The 23,749-nt window shown below is 59.7% G+C and carries 15 protein-coding genes; 14 read left to right on the forward strand and 1 reads right to left on the reverse strand.

The annotated features are described in order from the left end of the window. Nucleotides 1-122: 122 nt before the first annotated feature. The 14 genes from JNN07_14830 (at nucleotide 123) to JNN07_14895 (ending at nucleotide 21,402) form a co-directional block, all read left to right on the forward strand. Nucleotides 123-2,552: an ABC transporter permease gene (locus JNN07_14830; protein MBL9169013.1), complete on the forward strand. Its 2,430-nt coding sequence runs from the start codon at nucleotides 123-125 to the stop codon at nucleotides 2,550-2,552. Between the two features lie 161 nt (nucleotides 2,553-2,713). After that, on the forward strand, nucleotides 2,714-5,152 hold the full coding sequence (locus tag JNN07_14835) for an ABC transporter permease (GenBank protein ID MBL9169014.1): 2,439 nt from the start codon (nucleotides 2,714-2,716) through the stop codon (nucleotides 5,150-5,152). 154 nt (nucleotides 5,153-5,306) lie between these two features. Beyond that, nucleotides 5,307-7,715: an ABC transporter permease gene (locus JNN07_14840; GenBank protein ID MBL9169015.1), complete on the forward strand. Its 2,409-nt coding sequence runs from the start codon at nucleotides 5,307-5,309 to the stop codon at nucleotides 7,713-7,715. 154 nt (nucleotides 7,716-7,869) lie between these two features. After that, complete coding sequence (locus JNN07_14845) at nucleotides 7,870-10,296, forward strand: ABC transporter permease (protein ID MBL9169016.1); 2,427 nt, start codon at nucleotides 7,870-7,872, stop codon at nucleotides 10,294-10,296. Nucleotides 10,297-10,498: 202 nt separating this feature from the next. Then, nucleotides 10,499-11,383: a hypothetical protein gene (locus JNN07_14850; GenBank protein MBL9169017.1), complete on the forward strand. Its 885-nt coding sequence runs from the start codon at nucleotides 10,499-10,501 to the stop codon at nucleotides 11,381-11,383. A 290-nt stretch (nucleotides 11,384-11,673) separates the two neighbouring features. Further along, nucleotides 11,674-13,320, forward strand: coding sequence for an ankyrin repeat domain-containing protein (locus tag JNN07_14855; GenBank protein ID MBL9169018.1), 1,647 nt, complete (start codon nucleotides 11,674-11,676; stop codon nucleotides 13,318-13,320). Between the two features lie 21 nt (nucleotides 13,321-13,341). Beyond that, the gene (locus tag JNN07_14860) at nucleotides 13,342-14,283 is read left to right on the forward strand and encodes an ankyrin repeat domain-containing protein (GenBank protein MBL9169019.1); all 942 of its coding nucleotides are present in this window, start codon (nucleotides 13,342-13,344) and stop codon (nucleotides 14,281-14,283) included. A gap of 35 nt (nucleotides 14,284-14,318) precedes the next feature. Then, nucleotides 14,319-15,311 (forward strand): SUMF1/EgtB/PvdO family nonheme iron enzyme, encoded by a 993-nt coding sequence (locus JNN07_14865; protein ID MBL9169020.1) that lies wholly within the window; start codon nucleotides 14,319-14,321, stop codon nucleotides 15,309-15,311. Between the two features lie 147 nt (nucleotides 15,312-15,458). Then, nucleotides 15,459-16,754 carry a hypothetical protein gene (locus JNN07_14870; GenBank protein MBL9169021.1) on the forward strand — a complete coding sequence of 432 codons (1,296 nt, stop codon included), beginning with the start codon at nucleotides 15,459-15,461 and terminating at the stop codon, nucleotides 16,752-16,754. Nucleotides 16,755-16,984: 230 nt separating this feature from the next. Further along, entirely contained in the window at nucleotides 16,985-18,415 is a 1,431-nt protein-coding gene (locus JNN07_14875; protein ID MBL9169022.1) for a beta-lactamase family protein, read from the forward strand. 118 nt (nucleotides 18,416-18,533) lie between these two features. Beyond that, entirely contained in the window at nucleotides 18,534-19,718 is a 1,185-nt protein-coding gene (locus tag JNN07_14880; GenBank protein ID MBL9169023.1) for a serine hydrolase, read from the forward strand. A 330-nt stretch (nucleotides 19,719-20,048) separates the two neighbouring features. Beyond that, on the forward strand, nucleotides 20,049-20,387 hold the full coding sequence (locus JNN07_14885) for a PadR family transcriptional regulator (protein ID MBL9169024.1): 339 nt from the start codon (nucleotides 20,049-20,051) through the stop codon (nucleotides 20,385-20,387). 249 nt (nucleotides 20,388-20,636) lie between these two features. Further along, nucleotides 20,637-21,116, forward strand: coding sequence for a DUF2975 domain-containing protein (locus tag JNN07_14890; GenBank protein MBL9169025.1), 480 nt, complete (start codon nucleotides 20,637-20,639; stop codon nucleotides 21,114-21,116). Between the two features lie 76 nt (nucleotides 21,117-21,192). Then, nucleotides 21,193-21,402, forward strand: coding sequence for a hypothetical protein (locus tag JNN07_14895; GenBank protein ID MBL9169026.1), 210 nt, complete (start codon nucleotides 21,193-21,195; stop codon nucleotides 21,400-21,402). A gap of 622 nt (nucleotides 21,403-22,024) precedes the next feature. Here the strand turns inward: JNN07_14895 and JNN07_14900 are convergent. Continuing rightward, nucleotides 22,025-23,590, reverse strand: coding sequence for a TolB family protein (locus JNN07_14900; protein ID MBL9169027.1), 1,566 nt, complete (start codon nucleotides 23,588-23,590; stop codon nucleotides 22,025-22,027). Nucleotides 23,591-23,749 lie beyond the last annotated feature (159 nt).

The raw sequence follows: 23,749 nt of genomic DNA on the forward strand, positions 1-23,749 counted from the left end.
ACGGACAACAGCCCTACCGATATCGAGAACCAATGCAATTTATCTGCACTGCCCCGCTCCGCGCAGCGCGCGGAGTCAGGAAACGGAACTCATAACTCATAACTTGTAACTCATAACTTCCCATGAAACTCGCCCTCCGCCAACTGCTGAAGAACCCTGGCTTCACCGCCGTGGCGGTGCTCACGCTCGCGCTCGGCATTGGTGCTAATCTCAGCATCTATGCCGTGGTGGATGCCATCCTCGTGCGTCCACTTCCTTTTCCTGACTCGGAACGCCTGGTCACGATCTACAACACGTATCCCAAGGCGGGGGTGACGAAGGGAGAAGCCTCCGTTGCCAACTTCTATGAGCGCAGGGGGGAGATCGCAGCCATTTCACATTGGGGGCTGATGAAGGAAAGTACGGCAATCGTTGGGGAAGCGGGATCTTCCGAGCAGGAGACGACGATGCGCGTCTCGCCCGGGTTCTTCGCAACCTTGGGGGTAAATCTGATTCTTGGGCGTGAATTTGGCGAAGAGGAAATGAACTACCAATCCGATCGGGTGGCAATTCTCACCGACTCCTACTGGCGCGAGCGCCTTCAAGGGCATATGGGAGTGGTCGGGCGGACGATTCGAATGGATGGATCCGCCAGGACAATCGTGGGCGTGTTGCCGCCGCACTATCGGTTTCTTTCCTCCAAAGCCCGAATCATCACCCCGCTGTCCTCCGCGCCGTTGGATCGGACAGCCGCCCAACGTCACTCGAACCTCGACTACGTTCTGATCGGGAGGCTGAAGCCGGGCGTGAGCCTGGCTCAGGCGCAGGCCCAGATCGACGCGCACGATGATGCGCACATGGTGGAGTCGCCTGATGCCAAGCTGGTCGCGGATGCGGGCTTCCGCACGGTGGTGGCCGACTTGCATAGCGATCACGTGGCTTCGATTGGGCAGACACTCTGGCTGTTGCAGAGCGGAGCGCTCTTTCTCTTGCTAATCGGCGTGGTGAATCTCGTCAACCTGCTGCTCGTTCGCGCGAGCGGACGAACCCGTGAACTGAGCATCCGACAGACCCTGGGAGCGAATCGCAACCATGTCGTGCGGCAGGTGGTGGCGGAGACCGTGTTGTTGACTCTGATCGGCGGCATCGCCGGTCTGGTGTTGGGTGCCGCGGGAATCCAGCTGCTGAGCCAGCTCGGTGTTGAACAGTTGCCCCTGGGCGCGGAGGTTTCGTTCGACGCCCGGTTGGCCTTGGTGCCGATTTTGGGTTCCGTGGTGCTGGGCATCGGCATCGCCCTGCCGATTGCCTGGTTTAACCTGCGTTGTGACTTGGCCCGAGTCCTACGGAGCGAATCCCGTGGCGGCACGGCTTCGCCTGCGGCGCAGCATCTGCGCCAGAGCTTTGTCGTCGCGCAAGTCGCTCTGGCGATGATCCTACTCACGGGGGCCGGGCTTTTCACCTTGAGCCTTAAGCGGGTCACGGAAGTCTCGCCAGGTTTCAGGGCGGAGAATGTGCTTGCGGGACGCATCCGGCTCCCGTTCAAGGGATACCCCAGCATCCAGGCGCGGTCGAGTTTCGCGCAGCGCCTCGTCGAGGAAACGGGTCGGGTGCCCGGGGTCGCCTCCGTGGGAGTGATCGACTGCGTGCCTTTTTCCGGGGAGGGTGAAAGCACGAGCGCGATTTTTGTAGAAGGCCACGTCTTGCGCTCCGGTGAATCGTTTCGTACCCATCTCACCTATGGAGTCAGTGGCGACTATTTTCCCGCTACGGCCATTCCTTTGATCGAAGGGCGCTTCCTGGATTCATCCGACTCCCAACGCGACGCGCTGATTTGCGTCGTCGATAAAGAATTCGCCGAACGCTATTGGCCAAACGGCACCGCTCTCGGACGGCGCCTCTTCCAAAGCGCCACGAAAGGCCCCGACACTCAGGCATACACGATTGTCGGTGTCGTAGGTACGGTCAAGGCCAGTGCACTGACTGATACTCGTGCGCTGGGCGCGGTGTATTTTCCTTATCCCTACCGGGATGCCTCCAAGATATTCGTGGTCGCACGCACCCTTCAACGCCCGGAATCCTTCGGGAATACGCTGCGCGCCGTCGTTCGTGAGATAGATCCCGAACTGCCCGTCTATGATCTGCGGGCGATGGAAGCCCGCATTGATGGCAGCCTGGTTGCCCAGAGGTCGTCCGCGTTGTTGGCTGGAATCTTTGCTGCGGTAGCGGCGCTGCTCGGGGGCATCGGCGTTTATGGCGTTCTGAGCTTTGCCGTGGCGCAACGTCGGCGCGAGATCGGCGTGCGCATGGCACTGGGGGCGCTGCCGCAGGCCATTGCCCGCCACTTTCTCTCTCAGGGACTGCGCCTGCTACTCATCGGGTCAGTATTGGGACTACTGGGCAGTTGGTTCGCCGGGAGGTTGATGCAGGGCATTCTCTTCAACGTGCCTGGGATGCCCTGGTCCATCGCGGCAATCGCCCTCTGCGTGATCACCTTCGTCACACTCGTGGCCTGTTGGCTGCCCGCCCGCCGCGCCGCGCGGGTGGATCCGATGGAGGCGCTTAGAGACGGTTAAAAGTTATGAGTTATGAGTTATGAGTTATGAGCGGGAATCACGGACAACAGCCCTACCGATATCGAGAACCAATGCAATTTGTCTGCACTGCCCCGCTCCGCGCAGCGCGCGGAGCCAGCAAACTGAACTCATAACTCATAACTTGTAACTCATAACTCCCCATGAAACTCGCCCTCCGCCAACTGTTGAAGAACCCTGGCTTCACCGCCGTGGCCATCCTAACCCTGGCGCTGGGAATCGGGGCGAACACGGCGCTATTCAGTGTCATCAATGCTCTCCTCATACGATCACTGCCTTATCCAGAACCGGAGCGGCTGGTGGCGGTTTGTGAAAGCAATGCCCGACTGGGTTGGGACCGGTATGTCACTTCGCTTGGAGCCTATGCCGATTGGCGTAGCGGGAACTCGGTGTTTCAGGAGTTGGCCGGAGCGATGGTATTAGGGCCCACGCCCATAGCCAGCTCGGATGGGAGTGACATGGTTCATGTGGCATCTGTTTCGGCAAATTTCTTCCCCCTGCTGGGGCTACAACCTTTGCTGGGTCGTCAATTCCGGCCCGAAGATGAGAGCCCCGGCTCTGGCGACGTCGTGCTCCTGAGCGAAAACTTGTGGCGCGCTCGTTTTGCGGCCGATCCCTCCATCGTGAATCAATCCGTTTTGTTGGGAGATCGCGCTTTTATCGTCGTGGGAGTGATGCCTGCCACGCTGAGACTGTTCGACCCTGCGGGAATTCAGGGCTGGGACAGTGGCTTCGCCAGGAGCGATCTTTGGCGACCGTTGCCCGTGAAGTCCGGGTTGGCGAAACAGAGAAGTTACCGGGCGTTTCTGGTGCTGGGCCGTCTGAAGGCCAATGTGGACGTCGCGCAGGCCCAGGCCGAGATGACGATCCTGGCAAAAGACCAAGCCTTGCTGTATCCGAAATCCAACGAGGGATGGGGTGTTTCAGTGGAACCGTTCAACAACCTTGTCGTGGGGCAGGTAAGGTGGCCCCTGTTACTGCTCTTCGGAGCCGTGGGACTCGTCCTGCTCACCGCGACGGCCAACCTCGCCAACCTGGCTCTTGCGCGCGCTGTTTCCCGACAGAAGGAAGTGGCCATCAGGATGGCTCTGGGAGCCAGCCCGTTTCGGATCGCACGCCAATTTATGGGCGAGAACCTCTTGCTCGCCTGCCTGGGCGGGATTGGAGGGCTGGTCCTTGCTCAGTGGACCCTGGGTATTCTGATCGGGTTCGTCCCGGCAAGCGTGCCACGCATCGGCGAAATCTCTTTGGATGGGCGGGTGCTTGGCTTCACCCTCTTGGTTTCTCTGGCTGTCGGCAGCCTGCTTGGCCTGGCACCCATTCTTACGCTTCGGCGCCGGAATCTGAACCGGGGTCTGAATTCGGAGGGACGCGGCTCGACCGGGGGGATTCCAGGGCGCCGATTACGCACAACCCTTGTCGTGGCTCAGGTTGCCCTTGTCACCATCTTGTTATCCGGAGCCGGTCTGCTCCTGCGCAGTTTCCAACGATTGAGCGAAGTGCATCCAGGATTCAGGCCAGAACAATTGATCGCTGCTGACGTTTCGTTCAACGGCCGGAACTATATGGATGGCCTAGTTCGGATTGCGGCGGCGGAGGCCCTTCTGAACAGATTGACCGATCTGTCCCCGAACGAAACGTTTGCCGCGGTGGACGGGCTGCCGTTGGACAGTGGACGCGCCAATATGGATATCGCGTTGACCGGCTTCGAAGGGCGATCACCGGTTGAGAAGGATGCAAAGCGGGTTGCGGGGTTACGCCTTGTCAGTCCGACCTACTTTACAACCATGGGAATGGCAATGTCGCAGGGACGCATGTTCGAAAAGCGTGACAATACGAACGCTCCCGCCGTGGCTATAATCAATCAAACCCTGGCGCGAAGATTCTTTCCCGGTGTTGATCCGATCGGAAAGCTGATCTCCAGTCCTGACTTCGGGTCCGAACCTTGTGAAGTCGTCGGAATCATCCAGGACATCAAACACGCAGGATTGGACGCTCCCGCACAACCCGAGGTTTACCGTCCTCTGTTCCAGCAGTGTTTCTCGGGAATCACCATCGTTGGTCAAGGCCTAAGCGCGTCGGGCCGGATCGTGGATCGGATACGGGAGGCGATGGTAGCGGTGGACCGCAACTGCCCGGTGTATCATGTCCGCTCGCTCCATCGGCTCGTTGCGGATTCATTGGCCTCCCGGCGCTTCGCTCTGTGGCTGGCGCAGCTCTTCGCAGGTCTTTCGCTATTGTTGGCATCCGTTGGCATCTACGGGGTGCTCTCGTGTGTTGTTGAAGAGCGCACGCGGGAGTTCGGAATTCGACTCGCTGTCGGTGCTCAGCGGACTGACATTGTGGGCATGGTGTTCAGGGACGGATTTCGATCTGTTCTAGTTGGGGGAGGGTTGGGCTTGGTCGGGGCTTACGGTCTAACCCGGGTCCTGCGTAGCGTGTTGTACGAAGTAAGCCCCACCGACCCTCTTACCTTCGGCCTCAGCTGTCTGCTCGTGGTTTGCGCGGCCTTGGCCGCCGGATGGATGCCTGCACGTCGTGCCGCGCGGGTGGACCCGATGGAAGCGTTGAGAGACAGTTAAAAGTTATCAGTTATGAGTTATGAGCGGGAATCACGGACAACAGCCCTACCGATATCGAGAACCAATGCAATTTATCTGCACTGCCCCGCTCCGCGCAGCGCGCGGAGCCAGCAAACTGAACTCATAACTCATAACTTGTAACTCATAACTCCCCATGAAATTCGCACTCCGCCAACTGCTGAAGAGCCCCGGCTTCACCGCCGTGGCGGTGCTCACGCTCGCGCTCGGCATCGGGGCGACGACGACCGTGTTCAGCCTGATCTATGGAGTGCTGCTGACTCCGCCACCGTACTCGCAGCCCGACCGGCTGGCGTTGATCAGCGCCGTGCGCACGGATGGGCAGCGTTACTCGCGCGGCTGGCCCGCTGCGCAATGGGTGGAATGGCAGAAGGAATCGAAAACCTTCGAAACCATCGCGGCCTACGGTTGGATCTTCAACTTCCTGGTTCTGCCCGATGGCAGCGAGTCGATCGAGGGGATGCGGGTGACTACCGATTACTTCAAGGCATTGGGGGTTCATCCCGCGCTGGGCCGGGCGTTTAATGAGGCGGATGCGAAAGCCGAGGCTTCCTCCACGGTCATCATCGGCTACGACCTGTGGCAGCGGCGGTTTAACGGCGACACCAACGTCATCGGGCAAACGGTGCAGATCAGTCGCCAGCGCGGACGGCACACTATCGTGGGCGTGATGCCGCCGGGCGTTCGTTTCCTGCCCTCGCCAAACGTGGCGCAGGAGCCCAACTACAATGTGGACGCCAAGGTGGACTACTGGCTGCCCGCCGGGCTGTCGCCCAACAACCTGAAGAACCAATTCGCGTATCTGGTCGGTCGGCTCCGTCCGGGAGTGACTATGGCCGAGGCTCAGGCCGAGATCGTCGGGTTGGCGGCGCGGCAGGCCCAAGCGGATCGAGCCTTCGAAGGCATCTCTGCCCGGGTGCTCTCCTTGGAGTCTCAAAGAAATCTCGAAGGACGCCGATTGCTGCTGCCGGTGGCCGGGGCGGTGGCGCTGGTGTTCCTGATCGCTTGTGGCAATGCTGCGGGCCTCCTCCTCGCGCGGGGGCTCAAGCGGCAACATGAATACGCGATCCGGACAGCGCTGGGCGCAGGCACATTGCAATTATGCCGGCCCGTGCTGTTGGAGAGCCTGCTCCTGGCCATGTGCGGCGGAGTGGTGGGCGTGGCACTCTCCGTGGGGTGTGTGGATTTGCTCAAGTCGGTCGGTGGTGCGGGCATCCCCCGCCTGGACGACGTGCGGATTGGCTGGCCATTGGTCGCCTTCTGCTTGGGTGCGTCGGTTCTGGCAGGACTGGCCGCCGGAGTGCTGCCAGCCTTGCGCTCATTGCACCGTGACCCGGCCAACGAACTCAAGGCGGGTAACCGCACGGCGAGCTTAGGCTGCACCGAACGCCGTTTGCTGGGCCGCGTCGTGACGGCACAAATCGCGTTGACCCTGGCCTTGCTCGTCGGGGCAGGCCTATTGATCCGCACCGTCCAATCGCTTGCCGAGGTCCGTCCGGGCTACGACACGCAGAACATCCTCACGATGAGTGTGACTACGGTGGGGACAAACTATCTCAACTTCCACACAGCCGCGCTCGAACGGGTGGCGGAGTTGCCGGGCGTGCAGGCCGCAGCCTTTGGCTGGGGCGTACCGCTGACGGGCAACAAATGGGAGGTGACGCTGGAGATCGAAGGTCGGCCCAACCCGGATGGGCCGGGCAACAGGCTGAGCTTCCCCACGCGCTCCGTCACGCCGGATTACTTTTCGGCGCTGGGCCTGAAGCTGATGGAAGGACGCATTTTCCGCTCCGGCGATAACGAGCAGGCGCCGCGTGTGGCGATGCTGAACGCGGCCGCGGTCGATCGGTATTTCCCCGGTGAAAGCGCCTTGGGCCGAAGGCTAAAGCTTCGCGGCCAGACCAACCTCATCGAGATTGTCGGCGTCCTGGCCAATACGCGCACCGACGCGCTGACCGACGTAGCCGAACCCGAACTCTACCTCCCCTTCTGGCAGTCGAGTGCTTTCTCCAAGCATCTTGTGGTGCGGACACAAGGGGACCCGAACCTGATGGCGACCACGGTGGGGCGCGAGCTCCGCGCGATCGATCCCACCGTGTCGGTGGAAAATATCAAGACCCTGGAGCGAATTCGCGCTGACTCCGTCGCGTCGCGGACCTTCGCCATGAATGTGCTGGTTGTCTTCGCGTTGGTGGCGTGCCTGCTGGCCGTGATCGGCATCTACGGAGTGCTCTCGCTGGCGGTCGGATCGCGACAGACGGAGATTGCTATCCGCATGGCGGTCGGGGCTCAGCGCAACGACGTGCTTCGTATGATGCTAGGCGACGGTATGCGATTGGCTTTGGTCGGGGTTGGCATTGGGCTCGTGGTCGCCCTGCTGCTCGCGACGGCGCTGAAGACCTACCTGTTCTCAGTCAGTCCGGCTGATCCCTTCACGCTGTCTGCCATGGTGATCGTTGTCCTGGCGATCACGCTGGCGACCTGCTGGATCCCCGCCCGCCGCGCAGCACGTGTGGATCCGATGGAGGCGTTGAGAGACAGTTAAAAGTTATGAGTTATGAGTTATGAGCGAGAACCCTGGATAACAGCCCTACGGATATCGACAACCAATGCAATTTATCTGCACTGCCCCGCTCCGCGCAACGCGCGGAGCCAGCAAACTGAACTCATAACTCATAACTTGTAACTCATAACTCCCCATGAAGTTCGCCCTCCGCCAACTCCTCAAAAGCCCCGGGTTCACCGCCGTGGCGGTGCTCACACTCGCGCTGGGCATCGGTGCGACGACGGCCCTTTTCAGCGTTGTCTACGGCGTGCTCATCAGTCCCTATCCCTACGCTAAGCCTGACGAGATCTGGGCTCCGGGCGTTCGCAGTGTCGAAGCGGACGAAACGATGCGACCCTATCGGTTCAGCGAGTTTCAAGAAATGGCGCGTCTATCCGTGTTTTCTGACGCGATGGCAACGCGCCCGGGATCGGTTCTGCTGACCGGTGACTACGCGCCGGAGACTGTCACCGGCATTCGGGTGTCGGCTAATGCGTTTCAGTTCATCGGCGTGCCTCCACTGTTCGGACGTAGCATCCAGCCTTCGGACATCCGGTCCACGGGTGAGCCGGAACCTGTGACGGTGCTGAGCTACAAACGCTGGCAAAAGCTCTTCGGCGGCGACACTAATGTGCTCGGCAAGACCCTTCGTCTCGATGATCAGCTCCATACGATCATCGGGGTCATGCCGCCGCGGTTTGGATGGTGGACGGACAATGGCTTGTGGCTGCCACTCGGGACGGATCCTCGTGAAACGCGGGGAGTCTTTCCGATCATGAGGCTGAAGCCGCGGGTGTCCGCCCGGGTGGCAAAGGAACAACTGGATGTGCTTCAGCGGGAGCAAGCGAAAGCAAATCCCAACGGATTTCCCAAGGGCGATTTCACCACCCAACTGTCCAACTACATGGACATCACGCAAGCGAGCGGTGAGATGCAGCGCAGCTTACGCCTGCTGTTCGGAGCAGTGGGACTGCTTCTCCTGATCGCCTGCGGCAACGTTGCCAATTTGCAACTCGCGCGTGCGACCTCGCGAGCTCGTGAGATGGCCATCCGGCTGGCGGTCGGCGCCGGACGGGGCCATCTCGTTCGCCAGTTGCTGACCGAAAGTATCCTGGTGTCGATGCTCGGAGGTTTGCTTGGCCTGCTGTTCGCCTTCGGCATCACTCGATTGGTGGTGAGCCTGATGCCAAATTTCTATATCCCCAATGAAGCACGGATATCGGTCAACGGCAGCGTGTTGGCCTTCTGCGTGGTTGTCTCCGTGCTCACCGGCATCCTGTTCGGCCTGGCTCCGGCTTTCCAAATGTCACGGCCCGATCTCACGGAAGCGCTCAAGGACAACTCGCGTGGCTCCAGCGGAGCGTCCGGCGGGCGGACACGTGCGCTTCTGGTGATCGCTGAGGTAGCCTTGTCGGTGGTGTTGCTGCTCAGCGCGGGGCTGACCATTCGCAGTTTCATGGCGCTCAATCAGGTCGATCTCGGATTCCGTCCAGAGCGTGTCGTGGCGGTTGACCTCCCCTTGCCTCCCAGGCGCTACGCGACACTGGAGGCTCGCAATCGCTTCGCTCAAGAACTGCTGCAGCGAGTCAATAACATGCCTGGCGTTCTGTCGGCTACCATCGGCAACGGCGGTCTGCCGTTCGGCGGTCCTCAATCTGCGTATGCCATCGAGGGCGGCCTCGAGCCTGAGACGAGGCCTCTGACTCTGCACGCCGTCAGTAGCGATTATTTAAGCACACTAGGCATCCCTTTGCGGAAGGGCCGCATGCTGACCGGACGGGAAATCGATGGTCTCGAGCGCGTGGCCGTGATCAACGAGGCAGCCGTCAAGCTGTGGCCGCCAGGAGAAGATCCGATTGGCCGGCGGCTGCGGTTGGACGTGCTCGCCAAGCCGCCAGGATCTAGCATGCTCGCCCCATCGAACGCTTCGGCCTATGTGACTGTGATTGGCGTTATGGGTGATACGCGCAATGACGGTCTGGTGAAAGAGACCAAGCCTGCCGTGCTGGTCCCCTACACTTTGCTAGCTCCCCCTGGACGCACTATGGCCATCCGCACTCAGGGTGAGCCGGGTTGGCTTATGCAGGCGTTGCGTGCGGAGGTGCGCACGATGGACGCGGAACAACCGATCAATGGCCCAACCACCTTTGATCAGATCGTGGGATTCCGGACCGCGCAGCCTCGCTTCGTGACAGCGCTGTTCAGCCTCTTTGCTTCTGTTGGACTCGCGCTGGCGATGGCAGGAATCTACAGCGTCCTGTCCTACATGGTTTCCCAGCGCACACGTGAGATCGGCCTGCGCATCGCCCTGGGTGCTCAGCGCAGGGACGTTGTGCACTTGATTTTGAAAGCGGGAGGCAGGCTGGTCGGTCTGGGCCTCGTGGTCGGGATTCTGGCGGGGTTGGGAGCGGCCCGGGTTCTCAATAGCCAGCTGGAGTTGTACAAAGTGACCAACACCGACCCGATTTCGTTCCTCGGTGTGTTGGGATTGATCGGTTTGGTTGGGGCAGCGGCTTGTTTTATCCCGGCCCGGCGCGCGACGAGAATTGATCCTTTGGAAGCACTGAGGGTGGAGTCATGAGTGATGAGTGATGAGTGATGAGTGACGAGTTTATGAATTCTATCGAACCGAAGAAACTGGACAGCTGCGGTGATCCTATCGAAGCCCTGCGCCAATTGCGCGGAAGTGACCGGTGGGGAGAGACGAGTGGGGAGCAAAACACTCGCCCGAAGCTGCCTTGCCCATCACTCGTCACTCGTCACTTATCACTCATCACTTTCCCATGAAGTTCGCCCTCCGCCAGTTTCTAAAGAGTCCCGGCTTCACCGCCGTGGCGGTGCTCATTTTGGCTATCGCCAATCGCTTCCCGCTCGGCGTCCAGACTGCTGCGGCGGATTCAGCTTCGGTGCTTTTTGCGGAAGACTTTGAGGATGCCCGTCTCTCGGAGCGTGGATGGTACGACGGAAGCCGGTTCACCATCTCCAGCAACCGACCTTACAGTGGGAAGGGCTGCCTGGACTATACGTGGAAAGCGGGGAGCACCACACCGGACAATTCACAGGGGATTCGCCGCCTGTTCGACGCCACGGATTCCGTCTACTTGCGGTGCTACCTCCGGCTGTCCAAGGGCTGGGGGTGGACAGGGCGCGCCTATCACCCGCACTTGATGCATTTTATGACCACCGAGAATGGGAAATACCACGGACCCGCGGCGAGTCACCTTACCCTGTACATCGAACCGCAGAATGGCCGGCTCCGATTGGCGGCTCAGGACATTCTGAACAAGGATCAACCGCACGGCTTGACCCAAGGCCCTCTTCGAGGCGGCTACAATGGCACCCTGTACGACAGCGCCGATTTGCTTTTTAATGAGGATCAGTGGCACTGCATCAAGGCTGAGTTTCGGCTCAACACTCTCGATCTGAAGGCCGACAAGGCCAACGCCGACGGTATCGTGCGTGGTTGGTTCGACGGCAAACTGGTGATTGATCGTTCCGATGTGGTCCTGCGCTCTGCGGATTTCCCACGAATGAAGTTCAATCAGTTTCTCCTGACACCCTACTTCGGTCCGGGCCTGCTTCCTCACGAACAAACGCTCTGGATCGATGAACTGGTAGTCGCGAAACAACGTCCGGCTTCGGCCGCCCGCCGCGAAAAGGCACCATGAACGACCTGCGCTTCGCCATTCGCCAGTTGGCTGCCCGCCCGACGTGCCACGCAAGTCCGCCCAATGGAGGCGCTCAGGGATAGTTAAAAGTTATGAGTTATGAGTTGTGGTCAGTTGTCAGTTGTCAGCGGGATCACGGGACCCAAAACGTAGCTATGCTTGTATTCAACCAGCTTCCATTCAGCACCGATGCTTCGCGCGGCGCGCGGAGCCGGTCGGCGGCGCTCACAACTCATAACTCATAACTTCCCATCCTGAAATAGGATGTTAGACTCAAATCGAGCCACCCAATGATCCAACCTGACCAACTGAAAACCAACGATGCGCTCAAATGGTCCGCCGGAACTGGAACCGATGTATGGGCGGTCTTCTGCGCCTGCATTGCCGGCGATTTGGAGACGGTGAGACGGCTCCTGGAGAAGGATCCGGCACTGGCTCGCTGCCACCATAGCTACCGGAAGCCGCTTTACTTCGCCGTGCGAGAGAATCGGCTGGAGATTGCGGCCCTGCTGCTGGAACGCGATCCAGATCCGTTTGGGCTGGCCGTGAATGACAGCCTGCTGGAGATCGCCCGCGACCGCGGTTACGCGGAGATGGAGCGGCTCTTGGAGTCCAAATTCGCTGAACGCCTTGGCGCCTCCCCGCGTGGCGAGCCCTGCGCAGCGGCCATCCGAGAACATGACCTCCCCAAACTGCGGGCTTTGCTCGATGCCTCGCCCGAACTGCTGCAGGCCGGCGACCAACGTTCCAACCAGCCCATCCATTGGGCCGTGATGACCCGACAGTTGGAGTTTGTGGACGAACTGCTGACCCGCGGCGCGGACCTCAACGCGCGGAGGGCAGACGGCGCGCGGCCCATTCACCTGAGCAACGGCGACTACCATTTCCGCGGCTGGCGTGATGTGTCGCCGGATTGGCCTACCAAGCCAGGGGACGTCTATCGCCACCTGATCAGCCGCGGCGCCAAAGTGGACCTGGGTATGGCTTGCGCCACCGGTGATCTCGCGCGTGTGCGGGAGTTGTTGGATGAGGATCCTTCGCTAGCCAACCGGCTCTCGGACTACGCGGGCTATTACTTGGGCAGCGGCGCACCGATCAAGAATGCTGCCGCGCGCGGGCATCTCGAAGTCGTCCAGTTCCTGCTCGATCGTGGCGCCGATCCTAACCTGCCCGAGGAGGGCATCGCACCTGACGGCCACGCGCTCCACTCTGCCGTAGTCAACGGGCATATTGAAGTCGTTCGACTCCTGCTGAAGCACGGCGCGCACCCGAACGTGGAGATCGAGAGCTCCGCCGACACCCTGAGCGCCGCGCTGGGCTCGGCCGGCTACTCCACCAAGCCGAACACAGAGATGGTCGATCTGCTCTGTTCTCATGGCGCGTCGCGTGGGGTTCACCTGCTCGCTTACAGCGGCGACGTTCTCACGGCGGCGGCGGTATTCGCGGCCAACCCGGCGTTGGCCAATGATCCGGACGCGCTCGCCAACGCGGCCAGCGAAGGCAAAGAATCCTTCGTACGCCTGATGCTGCGTTATCAGGCTGACCTGCCGCGTCGGGTCGAGTTCCCCGGCTGGGCAGTCGGCGCCAAGACGCGCGAGCTGAACGAACTGCTGTTCCAGCACGGCATGAATCCCAGCGCACCGGACTGGCTGGGCATCACGCCGCTCCATCAGTTCGCACGAAATGGAGACGTCGAAAAAGCCGCACTGTTCCTCGACCACGGAGCGAATCTGCACGCGCGCGACGAGGACATCTGCTCCACTCCGCTGGGTTGGGCGGCGAAGTTCGGCCAGAAGGCGATGACCGAACTGCTGCTTGCCCGCGGTGCATTACCGAATCTGCCCGATGACCCGCCGTGGGCCGCGCCGCTGGCTTGGGCGACACGGAGAGGACACCCGGCGATCGTGGATTTGCTGAGACGTCACGGCGCGAAATGAAACCTTCCCACTGCGAATCCTATGAGCGAGTCCACGCCGTCTGAATCTTCTGCGATTAACTTTCACGCCGCCGTCCCCATCCTGCGGATCCGCCGCCACGCGCTGAGCCTAGATTTCTTCACGCGCGTGCTGGGATTCAAGGTGGATTGGAACGTCAGTGGCATGGCCTCGGTGTCGCGAGGTTGCTGCAGCCTGATGTTGTGCGATGACGCGCAGGGCCACCCGAGAACTTGGGTATGGATTGGTGTCGACGACGCGGAGGCATTGCACGGCGAATTCGTGTCGCGCCACGCCACCATCCGTTTGCCTCCCACCAACTATCCATGGGCCTTCGAGTTTCATCTTGAAGATCCCGACGGCCACATCCTGCGCTTCGGATCGGAGCCTAGGGAGGATCGGCCGTTTTCGCCGTGGGTAGCGTGGTATGAGCCCGCGGTGCCGCCCTCGTTTTCGGAAGCCCTTACCGGGCTCATGAACGGCGACTTCACGCGACTTGCCTCGCTGGTTGCGGGCACCGACGGTTCGACGAGCGAGATCATTCGTTGGCACAAAGCTGGGCTGTTCCAAGCGCAGCCCGAGGCGTTGGATGAGACTTTTACCTGCGCGTGCTTCAACGGTTGCATCGAACTCGCGGAGCGTCTGTTAGCACACGGCCTGGATCCGTCCGGCGGCGCGGCGACGGGCCTGAATGCCTTCCACTGGGCGGTCAATCGTGGACATCTGGATATCGTCAGGCTCCTCATCCGCCACAAGTCGCCGCTGGACATTCAAAACAACTATGGCGGAACCGTCCTCGGCTGCGCGGTCTGGTCGGCCATCAACGAGCCCAAACCGGCGCATCCGGCCATCATTGAAACCCTGCTCCTAGCCGGAGCCCACGTCCATGAAGCGGGCTTTCCGACCGGCAACGAACGAATCGATGAGATTCTCCGGCGCTTTGGAGCCATCCACGAACCGACCTGATTTCCTCCGGTGCACTCCTCACTCTCAAACACTTTATGAACAACCTCAAGTTCGCCTCTCACCTCTTGCTCAAGATCCGCGGCTTCACCGCGGTGGCCGTGCTGGTTTTCGCGCTTGGCATCGGGGCGAACGCGCCGGCCTGGGCGCACCCCGGTGCCGAATTTGATGCGGTGGTGGCTGCCTTGGAAAGAGTTCCCGGAGACAGTTCCCGGCCCGTGGCATCAAGGGGAGCGAGCACATTCAAAGGCTTAACAGCAGGGGAAGAAAAGCAAGTAGGCGGCATCAGACTTTGCTGGTGCCCGCCCGGTCGTTTCCGAATGGGCAGCCCGCCTGCTGAGATAGGAAGACGTGAGGACGAAGCCCAGGTCGAAGTAACATTGACCAGGGGATTCTGGACCGGAAAGTTCGAGTTGACCCAGGGGCAATGGAAGAGGGAGATGGGCGCTATCCCGGGGGATCTGATCGCAGGTAAGGGCGATGATTTCCCGGTGTATTGGGTCAACTTCCTTGAAGCGGAGGACTTTTGTCGTCGGCTCACCCATCGAGCCCGGACCTCGGGCGAGCTGCCGACAGGGTGGGAATTCCGCCTCCCCACCGAGGCGCAATGGGAGTACGCCTGTCGCGCGGGAACGTCAACTGCGTTCGCATTTGGGGAATCGTTGACCCGAACCGAGGCAAACATTGGGAAACCCTATGATGGAACGCCAGATGGAACTCCGGGGACGGCGGCAGTCCCGGTCGGGAGTTACGCGGCCAATAAGTGGGGCCTCCACGACATGCACGGCAACGAGTTTGAGTGGTGTCGGGACTGGTACCACGCGCGGCTGCCCGGCGGGATCGATCCTGATCTGCGGGACACTCAAGGAATCCCGAACCGCGATGGCACCTACTCGCGAGTGCGTCGGGGCGGAGCGTGGATGGATGGGGCGTCATTTTGCCGTTCCGCTTTTCGTTTGCGGTACGAACCGCCGCGACGCTCAGACCACATCGGCTTCCGCATTGTAGCCGTCGAGGCAGGAGGTCAATAGGTGACAGACTCAGGATCCGGCTGGGCGGGCGGTGAACGATAACCTGATCTTTCCATCACCCGGACGTTGCCGAGCTGTTGTCTAGGAAGTGACGAGTGACGAGTGATGAGTGATGAGTGATGAGTGATGAGTGATGAGTGATGAGTGATGAGCAAAATGAAAACTGAGGACATTGGACGGTTAAGGGCCGGCATCGAGGCCAATGATGTGGCGAGTGTGGCCGCTCTTCTGAAGCGCGAGCCGGAGCTTAGAGTTCCATTGGCTGAGAATCGACATTCGATTGCGACACAAGCCATCGAACGCGTTCGGAGCACGGCCATGGTGGATCTGCTCCTAGAACACGGCCTATCGGCTGAACGAATTACTGAATGGTGGGCGCCTGGGTTCGGGTTGAACCGTGTCTCGCCCGAGGTAGCGACTCACCTGATTCGACGAGGAGTCATGCTTACCCCCCACGCCGCGGCCGCATTAGGGATGAGCGATCTTCTCTCTCAAATGTTGGATCGCAACCCGGCTCTCGTCCACGCGAAAGGGGGAGATGGATGCCGTCCTCTGCACTTCAGTAGAACTGTAGAAACAGCGCGCTTGCTCTTGGACCGGGGCGCGGACCTGGAGGCCCGGGACGACGACCACGGGTCGACTGCAGCGCAGTGGCGAATCGGCGACGCTCCTGAAGTGACGCGATTTCTCCTGGACCGGGGCGCACAGCCCGACATCTTTATGGCCGCGGGTTTGGGAGACTTGGCTTTGGCGCAAACGATGGTGGAGTTAGATCCAGCCTGTACCAGCTACCGTATTGGCAACAACCGTGGCCCATTCCCCGGCATAGGCTTCAAAGCACGTGGGGGAACGATCTATCAGTGGACGCTGGAGTTCAATGCGTCCCCTCAGGAGGTTGCTATTCATCGAGGCCATCGAGACGTTTTCGATTTGTTGATGCGTCACACCACGCACCGCTCCCGGCTGCTGGTCGCGTGCATGCTGGCTGACCGGGCCATGGCCGAAGCTATTGCAGAGGAGCATCCCCAGGTGATTGCCGAATTGGACGATCAGGATCGCAGCTTGCTTGCCAAATCATGCTGGGAGACTAATCGGAACATTGAAGCCGTCCGCTTGATGCTGGACCTGGGCTTTCCCGTCGATGTGCCGGAGAGTAATCACGGGTATCTCCCGTTGCACAACGCGGCGTGGTGCGGGGACGCCGCGCTGGTCGAGCTCTTGCTTCGGCATGGACATCCAGTCGATCGACGAGATCCTGGTTATCAGGCGACGGCACTGGGATACGCCATCCACAGTTGCACACAGGCGCGACGGCATCCAGAAGGTGATTTTCCAGCTGTTGTTAAATTCCTCCTCGAAGCCGGGGTTCCTCTCGATGAGAACCAGTTTCCTACTGGCCATCCCGGCATGGACGCTGTGATCGACCGGTGTCGGGGGAAGTGAGTGACGAGTGACGAGTGATCAGTGACGAGTGACCAGTGACCAGTGACGAGTGACCAGTGACGAGTGACCAGTGATCAAGACAAGAACTTTATTCATGCTGGGCACCGATGCAATCAATCAACACCCCTCAGTCTCCGCGCGGCGCGCGGCGTTGGCAAACCGAGCTCATCACTCGTCACTCGTCACTTATCACTCATCACTCATCACTTCCGATAACCTTCCTCCATTTTATGAATATTTCTTGGAACCGACGTCGCATCCTTTGGTCTGTCCTGCGCACCATCGCTGTCGCCCTGACGCTGCCGGCGAGCGCAGACCAAGTCGATCGTTTCATCGAAAGGCAGCTCAAGAAGCAAAACATTCCCGGGCTCGCACTGGCGGTCGTGCGCGAAGGCAAGGTGACGAAAGCCAAAGGTTACGGGCTGGCGGACGTGGAGTTGAGTGTCCCTGTAAAGACGGATTCGGTCTTTCAATGGGCCTCCATCTCCAAGCAGTTCACCGCCACCGCGATTCAGCAACTGGCACAGGACGGACGCCTAAAGCTCGATGATCGGATCAGCCTTCACTATACCAACGCTCCAGCGACTTGGAGCAATGTGACGGTGTTCCACCTGCTGACTCACACGTCGGGGATCAAAAGCTATACGGGTCTTCCGGATTTTTTCGCAACGGTCCGCAAGGACTATCGGCCGGAGGAAATTATCGGATTGGTGAGAGACTTGCCGCTGGAGTTCCTGCCCGGCGAAAAGTGGGATTACTCAAACACGGGCTACTTTCTCCTGGGGCTCATCCTCGAAAATGCCAGTGGACAAACCTATGGCGATTTCCTGACCGAGCGGATTTTCCGTCCAGCTGGTATGGCAACCGCCCGAATCAACCAACAGTTTGAATTGATTCCAAATCGCGCGACGGGCTACGCCTCCCAGAGCAACCGGCTGGTTCGTTCGGAGTTCGTCAGTCCCTCCCAGCCCTTCTCAGCGGGTGCGCTGGTCGGCACGGTGCTGGACCTCGCGAAATGGGACGCCTCGCTTTACACCGACTTAATCCTGTCCCGGCAAGCGCGCGAAGAGGCATGGAAGCCGGTGCGATTAAGCACTGGCGAAGATTTCCCTTACGGCTACGGATGGCAAACTGGAGAACTGCGCGGGCATCCATGGGTTGGCCACGGCGGAGGAATCCATGGTTTTAGCAGCTTCATCCTGCGGTTAACGGGAGAACGGCTGACCATCATCGTGCTCATTAACAAGGACGCCGATCCGCAAGGGATGGCTATCAGCGTCGCGGGTCACTACGTCTCGGAATTAACCCTGCGGACGATCAAGCCTCAACCGGATAGCGAACCCGCGCTGAGCCAGCGCCTTCAGCAATGCTTGGTCGATTTGGCGGCAAGAAAGGACTCCGAGCTGATCACCCCGGGTTTTCGTCGAAATTTCGCCCGCTCTCAGCGCCGCCATGCCGCGCTTCAGGAGGATCTACGGGGGCTCAAGTCTTTTACGTTCCTCTTGGAAGAGAAACCGGCCAGGGATCAGCGCGAAGTTGAGGGTGTCCCGATCGCACGACTGCGGAGCTACAGACTTAGGAACGGAGGCGAACCGCGTTACTACACCTTCGCGCTGACAGCCGAAAACAAAGTGGGGCTGGTGCGGGCATCGGATGATTGAGCCCCATCGAAGAACCAACATGCGCCACAGACGGAGAAGTGACCAGTGATGAGTGATGAGTGATGAGCTCGAAACTCCGGTCATGGCTTGTCACTCGTCACTCATCACTCATCACTTTATGAACCGGAGAGCATTTCTTGCGGGGACCGGCCGTGCGGCACTGGGAGCCGGCGTTGCTTCGATCAGTGCCTGCGCCACCCGCGACCGACGCATGACCCTTTGGGACGCACCCGGCCATCCGTTTGCTTCCCGGGTCGCACGGCTGATCCCCGAACTGATGAACGAGGCGGAAGTCCCCGGGTGTTCGATGGCTTTGATCAAGGATGGCAGGCCCTTCTGGCGCCAAGGATTCGGAGTCAAGAGCGTTGCCACCGGTGAGCCGGTTGGCAACGGGGCAGTCTTTGAAGCCGCCTCGATCAGCAAGACTGTTTTCTCCTACGCGATTCTCAAGTTGGCCGAGCAGGGTGTCATTGGCCTCGATACCCCGTTGACCTCTTATGCCAAGACACCGTTTCTCGAGGGGGACCCACGGCTTCAGCAGATCACCGCCCGACGAGTGCTCGCCCATACCGCCGGCTTCCAGGATTGGCGATCGAAGAAGGAACCGCTAGCCATTCACTTCGCACCCGGTGAGGGCTTCCGGTATTCCGGAGAAGGTTACTTTTATCTGCAATCGGTGATGACCCGTCTTGTCGGTCATGAACATTCGGACGAGTGCGCCCGCTTTGAGGCAGATCTGGATGTGTGTGCGACCGACATCGACTCGACTCTCAAACAGCGGCTGCTGATGCCGTTCGGCATGATGTCCAGCGCCTACCTGTGGAACGAGGATCTCAAGCGACATACCGTCTCGCCGCATGATGCGGATGGAAAACCATTTGCCAAGCCCCCTCCGACTGGATCGGCGTCGGCGCGCTATGCGGCTGCCGGCGGGCTGCACACGACCGCCACCGACTACGCGGCATTCCTGCTGGAAATCGTGAATCCAAAACCGCCTGACGATTATCGGCTCACCCAGGCGAGCCTGGATGAAATGGTGCGACCGCAGGTGAAGTTGCCGGCGGATGTGCAGATCGACGGAGCAACCTCCTGGGCTTTGGGCTGGGCGGTCCAGGAACGAGCAACGGGGAATGTGATCGTTCACTCGGGTGGCCAGGCGGGCTTTCAGTCTTTGACGATGGCGTCCGTGCCCCGCAAGGCGGGCTTCATCCTCTTCACAAACAGCGACAATGGTTGGAAGCTTTTCCATCACCCGAAGTTCGTCAAATCGATGAACGAACTTCTAGACGGTGAGGTGAACTAATTTCATAGCCGGAGCAAGGTTTCAATGGATGGATCTCCATGTGGGGGGGCAGCGCGGGTGTGATTATTTCCGGGTGAGGCGGGGAACTATCTAAGGGCGGACCCGATAATCGTTGTGCGCATGGAGTTCCGCCTTCAGGCGGAAAAGGCGCAGAAATTGGCCCAATAGTATAAGATCTCGCATTTCCATGGTCATCAAACCCGGGGGACCGCCTAAAGGCGGAACTACGTACGCAAGACCAAGCCTCACTCGGAGATAATCACCCCCGTCCAGCACTCTGTTTCACTTGCTCAATTGACATATATCCGCGACGGATATATAGATGGGTCCGTGGCTAAAAACTTACCTTATGCGCCCTTAACTCCCGCGGTGTTTCACATCCTCCTCGCCCTCTCGTCTGGGGAGCGGCACGGCTATGGAATTATGAAGCAAGTGGATTCCGACTCTCAGGGAAAAGTGAAGATGGGACCGGGCACGCTCTACGGTTCGCTCGGCCGGATGATCGAGGCGGGTTTGATTCGCGAGAGCGACGAGAAGGTCGATGCGCGATTGGACGATGAGCGGCGTATCTACTATGCAATCACCGGCCTGGGCCAGGTGTCGCTTGCGGCGGAACTGGAGCGGTATACCGAGGTTGTGGCGCTGGCTCGGAGAAAGCAACTTGTCTAAGAAAACCCTTTGCTTATGGCCATCCAACCTCGCACCCGACGGTATCGGAAATGGTACTCAAAGCTGTTAAGGCTTTACCCGCAGGCTTATCGAGAGCGATTTAGCCTAGGCATGGAGCAAACGTTCAGCGACCTCTGCCGCGAACGTATTCAAGCGGGACGAGGGCTTTTCCGACTGGCTCTCTGGGTGTTTCTGGAAACATCGGCGTCCGTTGTCCGGGAGAATACAACCCTTGTGATGAGACGAATTATGAATCGAGGATCGACTATTTTTTTAAGGCTGGTCATTTCACTGATCGCCGTTGCCGCTCTGGCGGTGTGCATTTTTCCGCTGCCGCGAATGATCGCCAAGGAAGCAGCCAAAACACCTGACACCGCTTGGCAGATCTACCTATTCTTAGCCGGAGCGTATCTTCAGGCTGCCCTATTCCTCTTTGCCCTGTTTCAGGCGTTCAAGCTATTAAGCTACATCGATGCAAACAAGGCGTTCTCGGAGTCATCGGTAAGAGCTCTGCGCCATATCAAGCACTCCGCCATTGGCATCGGTGTTCTCATGGTGACCGGGGTTGTGTGGGTCTTGGTTCTCTCGGCGGGGACCGGAGATGACAGCGCAGGCCCGGTCATGATGGGATTCATCGGCACGTTTGCCTCCAGCGTGGTGGCCGCCGTGATGGCGGTTTTGCAGACGCAGGTGCAGAAGGCAATCGAAGCCAAGAAAGCAATTTTATGAACATCTGGATGGTATCCCCAGCGATGGTCACGTTGACGATGTTCACGACGGTGGACACCCGGGACAACTGAACGCTATGAACGAAGAATCAACTGCCTTCCTAGGGTTTGTGAAATGCGCCTCGATCACGGTCATCGTTCTGATGGTGGTAGTAATTGTGAGCTTGATGGTCACCTCCCGCGGAAAAGGAGAGGACATCACGGGCATCGTAGCGCCGGCCTTGCTGATCACATTAATCGCGGGCGTCATCGCCATAATCACGACGATTCTTCTGAGGCGTCTATAAGGGGGAGCAAGCGCGCTCTCAACTCAGCGTAGCACTGGATGGCCCGCTAAACACACCAACCACGCGAAAGTGTTGAAGGCCAGAACAGGTCCCTTTTTGGGATCGGCAATCGGCCTCTGCAACGTTCTTTAGTTTCGCGTCCTTGGCGTGTTTAGCGGGCCATCCGTTTTCCTTCTTTAGTTTACCGTTTCCGACCAACTCGGGTCCTCGCCGGGGCAGCTTTTGGTCTTGATAGGAGCCTCGGGCCATAGTGGGCTCGACGAGATCGGAACTATAAACTCAATCGGATCGATCCTCGATCAAGTCCCTCCCTACCGCCGTGACGATACGGGTAAGGGCGTCGTCGTGGAGACCCCAGGTGTGACGAACGCCTGGTGGCCCTCCCTTGCTGCCAGGTTCATAGCCCCGATTCACGTCCGTTTTTCGGAGGTGTCCCCTCTCCATGAACTCTTTCCTCTCCGCGCTCTCCGCGCCTCCGCGAGAGATTCCGGCAGTCCTTCCGAGTCAGGGGAGGGATCTTTTCTCGCGGAGGCGCGGAGAGCGCGGAGGAGCACTAAATGAGTGAGACCTTAGGAGGTTCAAAACCGGACTCACGCCCGGTGGGGATAAGTCCGACAGGCCGCTAGTCTACGATTGAATTGCTGACAAACGCCAGGCGCTTGCTATCGGGCGACCACGACGGGACGTTGAGGGTGCCTTGACCGCCATAGACGTAGGCGATCACTTTCGGCGTGCCTCCCGCAACGGGCATGAGACGAAGTGTGACTTGTTTATAGTAAGGATGGTCGGTCGGCGATACGTCCTTGGAGAAACTGAGAAACGCAATCCACTTTCCATCGGGCGAAATGTGCGGGAACCAGTTATTCAACTCATCCTTCGTGAGTTGCTCCGGCTCACTGCCATCAGGCTTCATGCGCCAGAGCTGCATCGTGCCACTGCGCGTGGAGTTAAAGTAGATGTAATTCCCGTCCGGCGTAAACTCCGGGCCGTCGTCCAGCGCCCGGACGTTTGTCAGCCTGATTTCCTCTCCACTCCCATCGGCCGCGCGTTTGTAGATGTCATACTCTTCGTTTCGGCCGCCAGTATAGACGAGCCATTTGCCATCGGGCGACCAGCCATGCAGGTACGAAGGCGTTAACGGGGTGATGAGTTTGGGCGTGCCGCCTGTGACCGGAACGGTGAAGACCGCCGAACGTCCGCCGAGGTTGGTGGCGTGATGGCTGATGCCCAGCATCGTGCCGTCGAAGGAGAGGACGTGATCATTGTTGTTGCGCGTGGCAAAGTCCGTGGGGATGAGGGTGGCTTGTCGCGTCGCCAGGTCGAAGCGATGGAGGCGTCCGCGATGGGCCGCATCCCGTCCGCTGGTGTTGTAAATCAGCGCCTTCCCATCGGTCGTCCAGTTCGGGGCTTCGAAAGGCTGAGCGGCGCTGTGAACCAGCTCGCGGCGGCCGGTGGTCACGTCGAGGATCTCCAGGTGGCTTCCGATGTAATCGCGATATGGCACGAAGCTGGCCGGAGCCGGTCGGATGAGTCGCACATCGCGGAAATGTGCCTTCTCCACTACATTGGAATTGTGCGAGCAGAGAAATAACCCGGCGTAGACGTCGTCACCCAGCGCCAAGTTGGTCTGGCAGGTCACGAGCGGATCCCCGAAGCGCGCCGCTGAGAAAATGTAGTCCGTGCCCCGGCGCTCAAGCTGGAGGAAATCCGGCGCATTGGCCGACGACTTCACTTGGTCCGTGATCCCACCCTTGATTCGGCGGAACTGAAGCGACGTCAGGCCGTCGCCATGAACCGTCGCATCGGCGTAGGCCGAGTCGGGGTCGAGACTGCTTCGTACGATCCAGCCCAGCTTGCGATGTGGATCGACCCCCTGGCCGATGAACTCGACGCGCGCCTGCAGTATGAAATCGCCCTCCAGCTTCTTCCATAAGAAGTGGAACTCATCGCGTTGACCCCACATGTTGAAACCGGCGGCGCTCACCGTGTAATCCTGCGCCGCCGCATCGTAAGCGGCACTTCCAGCGAGCTTCGGCGAGCCAACATCCCCATGCCCCTCAAACTGGCCGAGGGAAGCGGCGGTAGCGGATGTCGCCAAGGAGATCAGGAGCAGGCCTCGTAGAAGATCACGAATGAGAAGGGTCATGGTTTTCATGTCGCCGGTTGGGGTCGGGTGATTTGAGGTCATGGGATGCTGAGTGATGATTTGCTCCGGGGATGATGGACTTGATCTAACCTGCCTGTCCGGCACTCGCAATCACTCTTTTGAGATCTCCGCTCTGCCTGGGTGGCCATTTTCTCCCTCCCCGGTCCTGACGGGGGGTCCCATTACCGGGACGCGCGAATC

The organism is Verrucomicrobiales bacterium, from assembly GCA_016793885.1.
In the GTDB taxonomy this organism is placed as follows: domain Bacteria; phylum Verrucomicrobiota; class Verrucomicrobiia; order Limisphaerales; family UBA11320; genus UBA11320.